The organism is Streptomyces sp. NRRL F-5126, assembly GCF_000721265.1.
Taxonomy (GTDB): domain Bacteria; phylum Actinomycetota; class Actinomycetes; order Streptomycetales; family Streptomycetaceae; genus Streptomyces.
This window is the reverse complement of record NZ_JOFZ01000011.1, coordinates 117,928-131,100: the sequence shown is the minus strand read 5'-3', so window position 1 is coordinate 131,100 and position 13,173 is coordinate 117,928. Positions and strand designations below refer to the sequence as shown.

Sequence of the window (13,173 nt, the reverse complement as noted above, 5' to 3'; positions counted from 1 at the left end):
GCGCGGGGCTCCAAGGCCGGTGCCGAACTGTGCCCGCCCGACGTCCCACGCCTACTGGGCGGTCAGACCCGCGAGCCAGGCGATCAGAAGTCGGTTGACCTCCGCGGGCCGTTCCTGCTGGATCCAGTGGCCGCAGCCCTCCAGGAGATGTGAGGAGACCAGCCCGGGGAGCGTCGCAGGGTATGCCTCGATTGCCTCGGACATCCACGTAGTGGAGGCGTCCAGGGTGCCGCCGACGAAGAGGGACGGCTGCCTGATCGGAGAGCCGTTGTGATCGGCGAGGTCCTCCCAGTCGCGGTCCATGTTCCGATAGCGGTTGAGTGCTCCGGTCATGCCGGTGCGCTCGAACTCCTCGGCGAACGTGTCGAGGTCGTGCTCGGTGAGCCAGGAGGGCAACCTGCCGCTCGGGAACCTCTCGCGAAGCGTGCCGCCGTGGCTGACGAAGTGCGGATCGGGTTCGGTGGCGTCAGGCATGGTGTCGGCGGACAGGGCCGCGTAGTAGCCCGCGAGCCAGTCCCGGACGCCGGGCTCCATCTCGGCCTCCGCGCGGCCGGGCTCCTGGAAGTAGGAGACGTAGAACTCTTCCTCCCCGCCCATGCGGGCGAAGATGTCGGTGGGGCGAGGGCCGCCGGGCGGAGCGTAGGGGACGCTCAGCAGTCCCACCGCGCGGAAGACCTCGGGGTGGAGCAGAGTGGTGATTGCCGCGATGTTCGAGCCCCAGTCGTGGCCAATGATGACCGCGCGCTCCTCGCCCAGGGCGTGCATCAGGGCGACGTTGTCCTCCACGAGGGCGAGCATCCGGTAATCCTCCGTCGCGGCCGGCTTGGACGAGCGGCCGTAGCCGCGAACGTCGAGGGCGACCGCGTGGTATCCCGCTTCCGCGAGCACCGGGAGCTGGAGACGCCAGGAGTACCAGGACTCGGGGAAGCCGTGGACGAGCAGGACCAGCGGCCCCCTCCCCTGCTCCGCGATGTGAATCCGGCCGCCTGGCACAGACACCGCGCGGTGCGTGACTTCCCTGACCTCTTGCGACATGTGAACCTCCAGGCCGCGGGGATGTGTCTGGGCCGGCGAAGGTCACTGATCTCGTTCAGCAGGCCCGCCCTGCTCCCATCATGCTGATGCCTTGACCGAACACCGACTCCACTTGCCAGGTCGGCAAAACCCTTCGGGCCGGTGCCTCGCGCAGCCCGGCGCGCCCTTCCGGGGGTGACTCTCGGTGCGCTGGAGAGGCGCGGCTTGATCGGCAGGAGTCGTGACCCGGACGACGGGCGGCGTGTCGTCTTCTCCTTCACACGGAGCGGACGGCTTCTGCTCGAGGAGCACCGCAACACGAGGGCCGATGTCGTGGCCGCGGTGCTCGGCGAACAGTTCACGGAGGGCGAAGTCGCCTCGCTCGTCGCCGCGGCCCCGCTGTTGAAGCGGCTCGCGGGCGGCATCTCGCCGTGAAGGCCCTCGGCGCCAGGCCGGTCCGCGCGGTCGTGCCCTGGATGCGGCCGTGGTTCGTGTGGCGGAACGGTCCCGCATGTGCCCGGGGACGGTGGGTTCGCCGCCTCCGGGCACGCCGAGCGGCCGTGGTGTCGTCGGTGTCAGGATGGGTGCCGGTGGAGTCCGCCTGGGGTGGACACACCGTTCTCCAGTAGACGTCGTTTCCGGCAGCCGCGTGGGAAGCCCGCCGTGTTCCGGTCCGCGCCGGACCATCGAATCGGCCGGGTTCCACGCGCGCGCAGAACACGAGGACAGCGCCCGCGGGTCCGTGTTGGCGAACCCAGGGCTGCAGAACGCTCGTGAGAGCAGCTGTCGCGGGCGTGCCATGTCACAAGGCGGGTACCTCGCCGGCGATGGGTACGCGTGCCCAGGCGCACGTCAATTCCTGGGCGTGGAGCATGGCTTCCCTGGCCCGCGCCTGCGAACGGAGCGTGCCGAGGAACCCCTCGACCTGCTCCTGAGTCGCCGCTCCCGCGGCGACGGCCGGCGGGCCCACGGATGTCAGGGTTTCGGCGAGGTAGCGCGGCACCAGGGCTCGCCGATGTCCGGATCAAGGCCGGCGTGCGCTTACAGGACGCGCATCCAGTGCAGCCGGTCCTCATGTGACCGGCCTCCCCTTCCGTGACCATGACCGTCTGATCCGACCGTCTGAGCGTCTGCCCCGGCGGAACCCGCGGCGCTCCCGTCCACGGCCGGAGTCGCACCAGGCCGCCACGATGACGACGGCACCATCCGCGACCTCTCGCTCAAGAGACACGTAGGCGTGGCCTCCCCGGTTCACTCGTGTCCAGGAGCGAACCGACCCCATCCCATGCGACAGGGCCGTGGAGGCGCGGCGCTGAACCCAACCGGGGTGCGCAACCGTGTCCCATCCAGTGGCGGGTGCCGTCCCCGGCGTGCCGCCGCGCGTTCGCCGGGCATTTCGCCGTACCGCGCGGCGGCCCGGACGGACGCTGTAAGCGCCCAGGCCGGGCCAGTACATGACCGTCCCGAAATTGATCACATGGAGACCAGAGGATGACGCCCAGTAAGAACCGGTTGGCCGTGATGACAGGGAGCCTCGTCGCCGTCGCGGTGGCATGTGTCGCGGGGTGCTCGGGCAGCGACTCGAAAGACGATGCCTCAGCAACCGCCGGCACGGCCTCGTCGCCCGCGGCATCGAGCGGCTCCCCGGCAGCACCGAACGCCGCTCCGACCCGGCGCCCCCGCCATGGGAGGAAGACCCCTGATACCGCCGTCACCGCATGGATCAAGGCAATCATGGCGAACGACGTCACGAAGTACTGCCTGGCGAATGCCCAGCCGGCGAGCGAAGGCAGACCGGCAGCCCCCGCCACCATGGCGCAGTGTGGGTCGAAAAACCCCCACCACCAGGAGCAGGCCGCGCTGGTGAAGGGTCTGCACACGGCGTTCATGCCGCCCCACCCCACTCAACCCACGACGGTTGCCTTGAGCGGAGTGGAGAAGCATGGAACGACCGCAGAGGTGACCGGAGATCACGTCGTTGTGGACGGTTCCAAACTCAGCGACATCGTCTCCTCTCACTCCAAGAACACCACATCGGGGCGGAGCAAGCTCACCCTGGAGATGGTGAGGATCAAGTCAGCTTGGTACATGGGGGATTCTCACCTCGGTTTCTGAGGTCAGGACCGGACGCTCGGTCCGATCGGTTTCCAGATCGTGTTCCAGAACACGGGCACCACTCCGTGCGCACTTGAACACCAGATTTCCAGAATTTCTCCCGAGGGGTGTATCAGTGAGTGTGAGTGGTTTCGGCGACGATCCCGGTCAGTTGCCGCCTGGCCCACTGGGGCCCACTGGACTGCCGGCACCGTTGCCGGTCGGCAGGCAGTCCGTCTGGTCGGCGGAGCGACTGCTGCTGTTCACCGACGCGGTGACGGCCATTTCCATAACCCTGCTGATCCTTCCGTTGGTGGACCTCGTGCCGGAGGCCGTGTCTGCTCACGAGACCGGGTCTGAGGTGATCACGGATCACTGGAGTCAGATCTGGAGCTTCTTGCTGAGCTTCCTGGTGGTGGCCCGCTTCTGGATGGCTCATCACCGAACGTTCTCCATGGTGGGTGCGCTCAACGGCCGGCTGGTGGTCTGGAACATGATCTGGCTGCTCTCCATCGTGGTGCTGCCCTTTCCGACTGAAATCGTCGGCTCGTTCGGCCACGACCGTTTCACTGCCGCGTTGTACTACGCGAACATCTTGGTCAGCCTGGTGTGCCAGGCGGCAATGCTGGCGCTGATCAAGGCACATCCCGAGACGCTCACCGTCGACGACGAGAGCACTCGGGCGCTGATCGCGAGCGGCTACACCGAGGGTTGCCGCAACATCGTCGCCCTGGTGGTCGCATTCGCGCTCGCCCTCGCGGTTCCCCTCCTGGACTATTACAGCTTGCTGTTGCTCGCGGTCTTCCCTCGCGTCGACATTCTGCGCAAGCGCAAGGGGGCCGGGTGACGCCGCCGGTGCGGGTCACCGTCACCGATCCTCCGGCGCGGAATGCTCGGCGCCGGGACTTCGGCCGGCTTGGCGAGTTCGCCGTAGACCCGACTCCGCAGTTTTGACATGTCGATCCTGGATCAAACGATCGGAGTAACCCGCTCATGTCCTATATCCGCAGTTTCCTTCCCTGGATCGTGTTCGCCGCCATCCCGAACTGGCGTATCGGCGCGGCGGCCGCACTGGTCCTCACACTGGCGGTGCTCATCCATCACACCCGCATCGGGCAGTCGATGGGCGACCAGGTGATCGAGCTGGTGTCGGCGGGCTACTTCGCCGTGGTCCTGGTCATCTCGTCCGTCGCGCTCCACGCTGCCTTCCACCACTACGCCGGCGCCACCGGCACGGGAGTGCTTGCGGTGATGGCATGGGCCGGCCTCGCCGCCCACAGGCCCTTCACACTGTCGATCGCACGTCGCCAGACGCCGAAGGAGATCTGGCACGCGCCCGGCTTCCTGCGGGCCAACACCGTCATCACCACCGTGTGGGCCGCGGCCTTCACCGTGTCGGCCGTGCTGTCGGCGATCCTCCAGGCGGAGAACGCGGGATCGGTTGCCGGGATCATCGTCCGTGTCGCGGGATTCGTGCTGCCGATCCTCTTCACCCGCCAGTACACGGCCTCGCGCGCCCGGGCGCCGCACCCGCAGTCGTCCAGCTGACCGCTGCGGCACGACCCACCCTCAAGCAACCGAGGAGACATCATGAAACCGCCTCCCTACCTGGCCGGGAACTACGCACCGGTCACGGACGAGATCACCTCTTACGAGCTGAAGACGGAGGGAAGAATCCCGCCGGAGCTGTCCGGCTGGTACATACGCAACGGCCCCAACCCGCACAGTACGGCCTCCGGTCACTGGTTCTCGGGCGATGGCATGGTGCACGGGGTACGGCTGGAGAATCGCCGGGCGATGTCGTACCGCAATCGGTGGGTGCGCACCTCGCTGTTCCTGGAGGGAAGGCGGCCGCAGGGGCACCGGGACCTGACGGTCGGGGCCGCCAACACGCACGTTGTGCGGCACGCGGGTCACACGCTGGCGCTGGTGGAGTCCGCACTGCCCTACGAGCTCGAGCCCGACCTCTCCACGGTCGGCCCGTACGACTTCGAGGGCCGGCTGAACACGCCGATGACCGCTCACCCCAAGGTCTGCCCGGCCACCGGCGAGATGCACTTCTTCGGCTACCGTGCCGCAGAGGCGCCCTATCTGACGTACCACCGCACCGACGCGGCGGGGAACCTGGTGATCAGCCGCCCCGTCACCGAGGTCGGACCGACGATGATGCACGACTTCGCACTGACCTCACGCCACGTGGTGTTCATGGATCTGCCGGTCGTCTTCGATCGAGAAGCGGCCCTGGGCGGCGGGGGCATGCCGTACCACTGGAGCGACACCTACGGTGCCCGGCTGGGCGTACTGCGCCGGGACGAGCCGCACGGCGCGATCCGCTGGTTCACCATCGACCCCTGCTACGTCTTCCACACACTCAACGCGCACGAGGTGGGCAACACCGTCGTGCTGACTGTCGTGCGCTACTCCGAACTGTGGCGCGGCAACCAGGGGTTCGACCAGCCCGGCACGCTGTGGAGGTGGGTCATCGACCTCAGCACCGGCACCGTCTCCGAGGAGCAGATCGACGACCGGGACTGCGAGTTTCCCCGCATCGACGACCGGCTGGCCGGTCTTGACGCGCGGTACGGCCACGCGATCACGACCTCCGCCGACCCCGAGGCGTCCCACACGGGCGTGTTGCTGCGCTACGACCTGAGCACCGGAAGGGTGGAGGAACACCGCTTCGAGCCGGGGCAGCGTCCCAGCGAGGCGGCGTTCGCCCCTGGTGACGACCGGCCCGGTGGTCGCGGGTGGCTGATGAGCTACGTGTACGACACGGAGCGCGACAGCAGTGACCTGGTCATCCTCGATGCCTCCGACATCACCGCCGAACCCGTTGCCACCATCCACCTCCCGCGCCGGGTTCCGTTCGGTTTTCACGGCAACTGGCTGCCCGACCCGGACGCGACCACTGCGTGATCGCACACGCCGTGTCCCGGCTCGCACAGCCTAGGTCGCGACGGATGACCAGGGCGGAGGCCAAGGCGCGTACTCGGGCCCTGCTGCTGGACGCGGCCGCGCAGGCCTTCGCGCAAAAAGGTTTCGCCGGGGCATCGGTGGATGACATCGCTGGGAACTGTTCTTCGAACTTCTTTCCAGTCGGAGCAGCACTGTCCCGGCGTCTGGTCGAGAGTCTCGCCGGGCAGTTCCGCGCCAACCGGGACGCACTGGCCGCGGTGCCGGCCGAGCGCGTTCAGGTGCGCCGTACCGATGCCGAGTTGGTTCCCGAGGACCTGTACGGCGTTGCCGGAGCGCTGGTGTGGTGTGGGCGCCTGCCTCGGGGCGCTCACCCATCATTGACATAATGAATCCTATATTGGTACGTTTCGTTATATGAGTGATGAACAGTCGCGCCCGAGGCGTCTGACCCGCGCGGAGACCAAGGCGCGCACCCGGGCACTGCTGCTGGAGGCCGCCGCGCAAGTGTTCGCACGTAAGGGCTATGCGGGAGCTTCGGTCGACGACATCGCCGAGACCGCCGGGTTCTCCACCGGAGCCCTGTACTCGAATTTCAAGAACAAGGACGAGTTGTTCATCGAGCTGCTGTCGAGTCGGAGCACCAGCCGCCTGTCGGAGGCGGTCGCACTCGTCTCCGGGCAGTTCGACAGCGCCGAGGGGACGCAGGAGGCGATGTCCCGCTACCTGGTCGAGGTCGCGGACAACGAGATGGACTTCGCCGCCCTGCAGGCGGAGTTCTGGCTGTACGCGATCCGTCGCCCGGAGTTCCGGGAGAGCCTTGCGGCGCAGTTCTGTACCTACAGGGACGATCTGGCCGCGGTGCTGGCCGAACGGGCAAAGAGCCGAGGCCGGGCCGTCGACGCACCTTTCGACCATGTGGCTACGGTCCTGCTCACCCTGTTCCAGGGGCTTGCCCGGCTCCGGCGCACCGATCCGGAGCTTGTCCCTGACGACTTGTACGGCGAGGCCGCCCACTGGCTTTTCGTCGGCCTTGGGGCATCGTTCGAGGCGCCCGGGAAAAAGGACTGACGACAGGCGGAGCGCGACCATTTCGGTCCGTCGGTCGGTGCGGTGTTCCGGCCCAGCGGCGCTGTCCGCTCACGGTTGCCGCGTGACGGCACGAGGGCAGACCGCGGCCGGCTGATGTGCGAGTGCAAGGGCGACGGCGCGCCGGCCGGCGGCTGTCGCTCCCACAAGTCCTCGCACAATCGGTCCACGGCGACGAATCGGCCGTCCGAGAAGGCGGCAGGGCGCGGCGCTTGAGGGCCGGCTTCGCGGCAGACCCGTCGGGCGCCCCCATGGCCCCCCCACTACTTCATCCGCGCTGGTGGTCCAGGGACGGGCGGGACCGAGCCGCTGAGTCGGGAGGGCGAGGCGCGGTTCAGTCATGCACACCCGCCGCATGGCTGTCGTAGCGGGACGGCGAGTCTGCCGGCTCCCGCGCGACCGCTGCTCTCCGAGCCGGCCCGGCCAGGCCCGTGGAGACCGCTGACACGCCAGGCCCGGTCATCTCTTCAGGTCGTACAGCAGATCCTCGATCTCCAGGCTCACGAGGCCGACCAGTACGGCAGCCGCGAGGAGTTGGGCCAGTCCGCAAGGCGGTGCCGGTTCGGGTTCTCAAGCCCGCAGGCGCGCAACGCGTTCACCACCAGCCGGGCGGCGGCGCGGATCGACAGGGCACCCGGGCCGCCGCGCAACCGTATGACCGACAGTAGTGATCCCTACTTATATAGTGACTATTATATTGATCTCAGATCCGATTGACATAGCAATCACTATCTGAATACGCTTCCATACGTGGAAGCGCGCGGAGTGCGGCGCCGGTGCTTTGGTTCCAGCGACGCCGGCCGTCGTGCTACGTCATCCGGCACACATCTCGGAGCGAAGTCATGTCGTCCTCACCGAAAGCCGTCCGTTACCTGCTCGGCGGCCTGATCATCGGCGTGTTCTGGTACATCAACCGCGGTCGGCCGGCGTGGGAGGAGGCGCTGCGCACCGTCGTCGTCTTCAGCGTGCTGATGGCCTTGCTGAAGGCCAGGCTCAGGGGCAGAGGCGTCGAGGTGCATCTGGTGCCGCTGATCGCCTCCAAGGCCGCCCTCGTCCTGGTCGCGGCCGTGGTCCAGGAGGGGATCAAGGACTCGGTCGGCAGCGCCGCACTCGTCGTCGCGATCGGACTCGGGCTGGCCGTGACACTGCTCGGGCCGGTGGGCGACGGTCACTACTTCACGCGCATGGCCCCGACCGCGAACGTCGGTGCCGTGCCGCGGGTCCGATAGCCGTCAGGAGGGGTGGCATGTTTCAGCCTGAGCCGGCAGAGGCTCGGCTCGAGGCCCTGCTGGTAGAACATCGCCGCGTGGTCCTCGCGCGGACCGTACGCCTGACCAACGGCGACACGGGGTGGGCGGAGGACGTCGTGCAGGAGACGTTCCTGCGGGCGTGGCGGCATGCGGATCAGCTGACGTCCGGCCAGGGCTCGGTGCGTGGATGGCTGTTGCGGGTCGCGCACAATCTGGTGGTGGACGGGTACCGGTCGGCGCGGATGCGCTACGGCGAGGTCCCACTGGAGGAGGCAGGCGAGGCGGAGAGCCCCGAGGCGAGCGACCGGGTGCTGACCGCGCTGCTGATCAGGGACGCGCTCAGCCGCCTTCCCGAGGCGCACCGGCGAGCCATCGAGGCCACTTATCTGTGCGACTGGAGCACTGCGCAGGCGGCGAGCCGGTTGAACGTTCCGGTCGGGACGGTCAAGAGCCGAGTTTTCTACGGTATGCGAATGCTGCGCTCGATCATCGCGGCAGAGTCGTCGTTGGCCACCGTCGCGGCGTGACGAATCGCAGGCAGCGCCGCCGCCGTCCGAAGAGAGCGTCACACATCTTCTGGAGGAATACGTAGTGCGGGAGACATCCGCAGCGGTGAAATGGGCCGGACGCCGGTTCGGCACGCGGCTCCGTCTGGCGGCTGCGCTCATGGCACTGGGACTGGCCGGCGCCGGTTGCGACGCGTCGGGATCGTCGCACACGCAGGCTTCGGCGTCGGCCTCGTCGTCCGGTACCGCCAAGCCATCGGCTTCTTCCTCCGCGTCGGCCTCGTCCTCGTCCGGGGGTGGGGTTGTGCGGGCGTTGACGGACGCGGGGTCGACGGATCCGGGTGTGTATTACGTCGATCCGTACCCGATTCACACTGCCGCGTCGGACGGGGGAGCGGGGAGTGTGTATTTTTCGGGGACGACGAAGTCGTTGCTGCACTGTGTGGCCGGTGCTTCTGCTCATTGCCGGGCGGAGGGGAAGGTCAAGGTGAGTGTGGGGTCGGGGTTGCGCCGGGCCGCGGGCAAGTATGGTTCCCGGACGACGGTGACGGACAACTCGAACATCTACCAGCTGGATTCCGGCAGTTGGCAGATGGCTACGACGATGTACGTGAAGAATCCGCGTTTCCCGGATGCACCGCCGTGGACAGTGATCGTGCACGCGCATCCCGCTCCCGTGGCGCATGGTTCGGGTGGTGCTGTGCCGACGCAGTGGGTCGCGGACAGTTTGCTGGCGGGGTCGTTCCAGCGTCCTGACAAGGCGAACTATGACGGGAAGTACTTCGAGGACGGTTCGAAGCTGTATCTGATCTACAGCAAGCGGCTGTCGAATGCGCCGGCGCAGGACGGGATCGTGGCGCAGCCGATGGCCTCGCCGGGCAAGCCGGCCGGTTCTGCGCCCTCGGTGCTGCTGGCGCCTGAGAACACGGGCGGCGGGTACAACTCGGAGTTGTTCTTCGGTATGGGGCAGCCGAAGAAGTTCAAGCTGATCGAGACGGGCAACATCACGAAGGTCGACGGCAAGTACGTGATGGCTTACTCGACTGGGGCGTTCAACGAGGATGACTACAAGTCGGGTCTTGCCTGGTCGGACAGTCTGATTCCGTCGAACGGCGCGTCCTACCGCCGGCTGCTGATCAAGGACGACAAGCAGGTGTGGGCGGGGAAGCCGGGCGGCTACGAGGTCGAATATCTCCTGCAGTCGCAGGTGAAGGACTGGCCGAACTACGTGGGGGACCGGGTGCTCGCGCCGGGTGTGCCGTCGGTCGTGCGGGCGGACGGCAAGTGGTACCTGTTCTTCGCCGGTTACCTGCCATCGGACGCTCCGAAGGTACCTGGGCGGAAGTTCGACGCGAGCCACCGGCGTCCGTTCGTGATGCCACTGGCGGTGCACGTACCGAAGAGCACCAGTGTGCGTGCGGCATCCAACGATGACCTCGCCCACTGGATCACCTGGCCCTGACCCACCCGGCCGCGCCACAACGACTGCCTGCACAGAGGTGAGACATGAACAGCAGTGTCGAGCACGACGATCCGGTGTCCGTGCTGGAAGGGCGGGTGTGGGCGTTCGCCGCGGCCATCGCCACCCTGCGGGAGGCCGCCGCCGACTCCCTCGCGAAGGCCCTGGAGTCGGACCCGGAGCGCACGGCGGTCCTGGAAGCGGCCGGGCTCGTGCGCCGCGAAGGGGACGGGGTGGTCACCGCCGAAGCCCTGCGGCACGGCCCCGACACGGCCAACGCCGCCTCGGCCCGCCTCAGCGCGTTGCGGCAGGCCGTCGACGCCGCCGTCGGCGAGGGCGGGACTGGATGGGACAGTCAGAGGGACGACGTGCTGCTCGACCAAGGGCGTGCATCGGCCGCTACCGGGCACGCACTGGTGGAGCGGCTCGTGCCGGCGCTCCCAGGCCTCGCCGACCGGCTCGCCGTCGACGGCAGCGTGCTCGACATCGGGACCGGGACCGGAGCGCTTGCCCTCGCGCTCGCCCAGGACCTCCCGCACGTCCGCGTGACCGGGATCGACATCCTGGAGCGTGCGATCAGGCTCGCCCACAGGCAACTGGACGGTACGGACGGCGGCCTCGCCGACCGGATCGAACTGCGTCACCAGGACGCCGCGGATCTGCGCGAACGCAACACGTACGACTTGATCTGGCTGCCGGCGCCGTTCTTGTCCGACGGCGCGCTGCGGGCCTGCCTGCCGCACGTGGCGCGCGCGCTCAGGGACGGAGGATGGCTGGTGGCGGGCACCAACCCGGAACCGCGCGAGCCGCTGCTCGCCGCGGTCGCACGGTGGACCGCGACGCGCAACGGCGGCAGCGCCGTGACAGCGGACCGGATGGCGGAAGAACTGGAGCGAATCGGATTTCGGGACCTGCGCCGGATTCTCACAGTGCCTGGCGGCCCGTTGCTCGTCGTGGGCCGCCGCGCGGACCGTGTCGAGGTAGCGTCGTGAGCGAGGCACCGGTCGCCGCCGTGCCGCGCCCGCGGGAGGGGACCAGGACCGGGTCATCCTCGACGTCGGTGTCACCGATGTCGACGCCCCGGTGCTCGGCCGGCGCGTCGGGGCGCTGCGCACACTGACCGACAACGCGGCCGGGCACCCGTCGGTGACCCCACATCATCCACTGCTCGGCGAGCACGTGGCGGCGTACAAGGTCCCCGAGGTCGTCGCCATCGCGGATTCGGTACCGCGCAACACCCTGACCAAGGTCGACCGGGATGAATCCGCCCGCAGCGCGGGCCGGCGCGGCCCACCGCGAATGCGAATCGATCACTCTTCGGACAGGAGCACCATGAAACTCTCCAAAACCGCCCGCGCCGCGACCGCGGCGGGGTTCGTCCTGGCGCTGTCGTCGGTGGCAATGTTCACGCCTGGCGCGGCGAATGCTGTGAGCGGGTTCGTGACGGGCGGCCACCGGTCCGCCGTCACACCGGTCAAGGCGGTGATCGCCTCGAACACGGCTTCCACGCTCGTGAGCAGGCCTGCGGCCGGTAGGACCCGCCCGGCGGCCAAGGTGCTGGCGCGTGGGCTCGACGCGCCGAAGTACGTCGCGCTGCATCCCGACGGGGTGTACGTCGCCGAGTCCGGGAGTGGTGGCCCGCACTGCGTGACCGGCGTCGCCAACATCAGCGTCACCCACGTGTGCGCGGGATCGACCGGTTCGGTCGTGCGCGTGGCCAACGGGCACGTGCACACACTGGAGCGCGGGCTGGCGTCGGCGTCCGTTGCCTCGACACACGGGGTGAGCGGGGTGACGGACATCGGATTCTCCGGCGGGCGGATGGCGGTGCTCTTCGACGACGGTGGTGTCGGACCGACGGGCGTGTCGGGCATAGCCAGTCCGTACGGTGCGAAGTTCGGCAAGCTCGATCTGGCGGAGAGCGACAACGGTGGGTGCCTGACAACGGTCGCGGACATCGCGGCGTTCCAGGCGACCCATCCGCAGTCCCCTGCCGCGCTTGGCGGCCTGCCGGGGGAGACGCTGTACGACGCCGATCCGCATGCGATGGCCGCATACAAGGGCGGATTCGCGGTCGCGGACGCCGCCGCCAACAACGTGCTGTGGGTGCACGGTTCGGGCAAGGTGACACTGCTGGGGCGGCTGCCCACACGCCCGGAGCGTGCTCCGGCCGGCTCCCTGGGCCCCGGCACGCCCGCGACGACGATCAACGCGCAGGCGGTGCCGTCGTCCGTCGCGGTCGGCCCCGACGGCGCGCTGTACGTCGGACTGCTGCGCGGTGCCCCGGCGGTGCCCGGTACGGCCGAGGTCGACCGGATCGTGCCGGGACACGCGCCCCAGCCGGTCGTCACCGGTCTCACCCGCGTCAGCGACGTCGCCTTCGACTCGCACGGCCGCCTCGACATCCTCGAATCCAGCACCGCCGGCGGCGGGGACGGGACGACGTCGGCGGGCGCCCTGCTGCGCGCGAGCGTGCACGGCTCCACCCCGGTCAAGGCGACCGACCTGGGTGTACCTGGCCTGAACTCTCCAGTGGGGCTGGCGATCGGCAAGACCGGTACCGCCTACATCACCAACAACACGGCCACCGTGGGCAAGGGCCAACTCATTGCCGTCACGGGCCTGAAGTAATGACATCTGGCTTCATCCGGGAGAGGCCGCCCGAACGTCGAGAGGGGCACGTGCGGATCGCCGATCCGCGCGGCTCGGACGCCCAGTACTGTCTGCGCTCCAGCGCCGGGAGGTGCCGCGTCAGGCTGAACTTCGTTGCTAGGACGGCGTTGGCGCGGCGCCCCTTGACGGCCCTGGCGGACGACTTCCTCGGAGTCGGCGTATGCGTCGGCGGCAG

Annotated in this window: 14 protein-coding genes; 12 read left to right on the top strand and 2 right to left on the bottom strand. The window is 68.5% G+C overall.

The features are described from left to right. Window positions 1-51: 51 nt before the first annotated feature. Complete coding sequence (locus IH48_RS0123890; protein ID WP_030908282.1) at window positions 52-1,035, bottom strand: alpha/beta fold hydrolase; 984 nt, start codon at window positions 1,033-1,035, stop codon at window positions 52-54. A 141-nt stretch (window positions 1,036-1,176) separates the two neighbouring features. Here IH48_RS0123890 and IH48_RS0123885 point away from each other — a divergent pair, with 141 nt between their 5' ends. Further along, the gene (locus tag IH48_RS0123885; protein WP_324604325.1) at window positions 1,177-1,449 is read left to right on the top strand and encodes a winged helix DNA-binding protein; all 273 of its coding nucleotides are present in this window, start codon (window positions 1,177-1,179) and stop codon (window positions 1,447-1,449) included. Window positions 1,450-1,816: 367 nt separating this feature from the next. On the opposite strand, the gene IH48_RS0123880 is transcribed toward IH48_RS0123885, so the two are convergent. Continuing rightward, window positions 1,817-1,984: a hypothetical protein gene (locus IH48_RS0123880; RefSeq protein ID WP_158710345.1), complete on the bottom strand. Its 168-nt coding sequence runs from the start codon at window positions 1,982-1,984 to the stop codon at window positions 1,817-1,819. 764 nt (window positions 1,985-2,748) lie between these two features. On the opposite strand from IH48_RS0123880, the gene IH48_RS0123875 reads away from it, so the two are divergent. The 11 genes from IH48_RS0123875 to IH48_RS0123825 all read left to right on the top strand — a co-directional run bounded on the left by IH48_RS0123875 (window position 2,749) and on the right by IH48_RS0123825 (window position 12,956). Then, a complete protein-coding gene (locus IH48_RS0123875) occupies window positions 2,749-3,129 on the top strand; it encodes a hypothetical protein (RefSeq protein WP_030908274.1) in 381 nt (126 codons plus the stop codon). Window positions 3,130-3,250: 121 nt separating this feature from the next. After that, window positions 3,251-3,955: a TMEM175 family protein gene (locus IH48_RS0123870; RefSeq protein WP_234434361.1), complete on the top strand. Its 705-nt coding sequence runs from the start codon at window positions 3,251-3,253 to the stop codon at window positions 3,953-3,955. Window positions 3,956-4,101: 146 nt separating this feature from the next. Beyond that, window positions 4,102-4,656: a hypothetical protein gene (locus IH48_RS0123865; protein WP_030908269.1), complete on the top strand. Its 555-nt coding sequence runs from the start codon at window positions 4,102-4,104 to the stop codon at window positions 4,654-4,656. Window positions 4,657-4,698: 42 nt separating this feature from the next. After that, a complete protein-coding gene (locus tag IH48_RS0123860) occupies window positions 4,699-6,024 on the top strand; it encodes a carotenoid oxygenase family protein (protein ID WP_037843077.1) in 1,326 nt (441 codons plus the stop codon). Window positions 6,025-6,068: 44 nt separating this feature from the next. Continuing rightward, window positions 6,069-6,410, top strand: coding sequence for a TetR family transcriptional regulator (locus IH48_RS36670; protein ID WP_199809992.1), 342 nt, complete (start codon window positions 6,069-6,071; stop codon window positions 6,408-6,410). Between the two features lie 28 nt (window positions 6,411-6,438). Then, window positions 6,439-7,092 carry a TetR/AcrR family transcriptional regulator gene (locus tag IH48_RS0123855; protein ID WP_030908264.1) on the top strand — a complete coding sequence of 218 codons (654 nt, stop codon included), beginning with the start codon at window positions 6,439-6,441 and terminating at the stop codon, window positions 7,090-7,092. A gap of 860 nt (window positions 7,093-7,952) precedes the next feature. Continuing rightward, window positions 7,953-8,339 carry a hypothetical protein gene (locus IH48_RS0123845; protein ID WP_030908261.1) on the top strand — a complete coding sequence of 129 codons (387 nt, stop codon included), beginning with the start codon at window positions 7,953-7,955 and terminating at the stop codon, window positions 8,337-8,339. 17 nt (window positions 8,340-8,356) lie between these two features. After that, window positions 8,357-8,887: a sigma-70 family RNA polymerase sigma factor gene (locus IH48_RS0123840; RefSeq protein ID WP_030908258.1), complete on the top strand. Its 531-nt coding sequence runs from the start codon at window positions 8,357-8,359 to the stop codon at window positions 8,885-8,887. A gap of 64 nt (window positions 8,888-8,951) precedes the next feature. Then, window positions 8,952-10,328 carry a hypothetical protein gene (locus IH48_RS36335; RefSeq protein ID WP_158710344.1) on the top strand — a complete coding sequence of 459 codons (1,377 nt, stop codon included), beginning with the start codon at window positions 8,952-8,954 and terminating at the stop codon, window positions 10,326-10,328. A gap of 44 nt (window positions 10,329-10,372) precedes the next feature. Next, window positions 10,373-11,317 carry an SAM-dependent methyltransferase gene (locus IH48_RS0123830; protein WP_051840457.1) on the top strand — a complete coding sequence of 315 codons (945 nt, stop codon included), beginning with the start codon at window positions 10,373-10,375 and terminating at the stop codon, window positions 11,315-11,317. Window positions 11,318-11,657: 340 nt separating this feature from the next. Then, window positions 11,658-12,956, top strand: coding sequence for a ScyD/ScyE family protein (locus tag IH48_RS0123825; RefSeq protein ID WP_158710343.1), 1,299 nt, complete (start codon window positions 11,658-11,660; stop codon window positions 12,954-12,956). Window positions 12,957-13,173: the final 217 nt, after the last annotated feature.

Bases quoted from the DNA above. Each gene is read 5' to 3' on its own strand.
- IH48_RS36670 (WP_199809992.1), top strand. From the start codon at position 6,069: ATGACCAGGGCGGAGGCCAAGGCGCGTACTCGGGCCCTGCTGCTGGAC.
- IH48_RS0123840 (WP_030908258.1), top strand. From the start codon at position 8,357: ATGTTTCAGCCTGAGCCGGCAGAGGCTCGGCTCGAGGCCCTGCTGGTA.
- IH48_RS0123865 (WP_030908269.1), top strand. From the start codon at position 4,102: ATGTCCTATATCCGCAGTTTCCTTCCCTGGATCGTGTTCGCCGCCATC.
- IH48_RS0123855 (WP_030908264.1), top strand. From the start codon at position 6,439: ATGAGTGATGAACAGTCGCGCCCGAGGCGTCTGACCCGCGCGGAGACC.
- IH48_RS0123875 (WP_030908274.1), top strand. From the start codon at position 2,749: ATGGCGAACGACGTCACGAAGTACTGCCTGGCGAATGCCCAGCCGGCG.
- IH48_RS0123845 (WP_030908261.1), top strand. From the start codon at position 7,953: ATGTCGTCCTCACCGAAAGCCGTCCGTTACCTGCTCGGCGGCCTGATC.
- IH48_RS0123890 (WP_030908282.1), bottom strand. From the start codon at position 1,035: ATGTCGCAAGAGGTCAGGGAAGTCACGCACCGCGCGGTGTCTGTGCCA.
- IH48_RS0123830 (WP_051840457.1), top strand. From the start codon at position 10,373: ATGAACAGCAGTGTCGAGCACGACGATCCGGTGTCCGTGCTGGAAGGG.
- IH48_RS0123860 (WP_037843077.1), top strand. From the start codon at position 4,699: ATGAAACCGCCTCCCTACCTGGCCGGGAACTACGCACCGGTCACGGAC.
- IH48_RS0123825 (WP_158710343.1), top strand. From the start codon at position 11,658: ATGAAACTCTCCAAAACCGCCCGCGCCGCGACCGCGGCGGGGTTCGTC.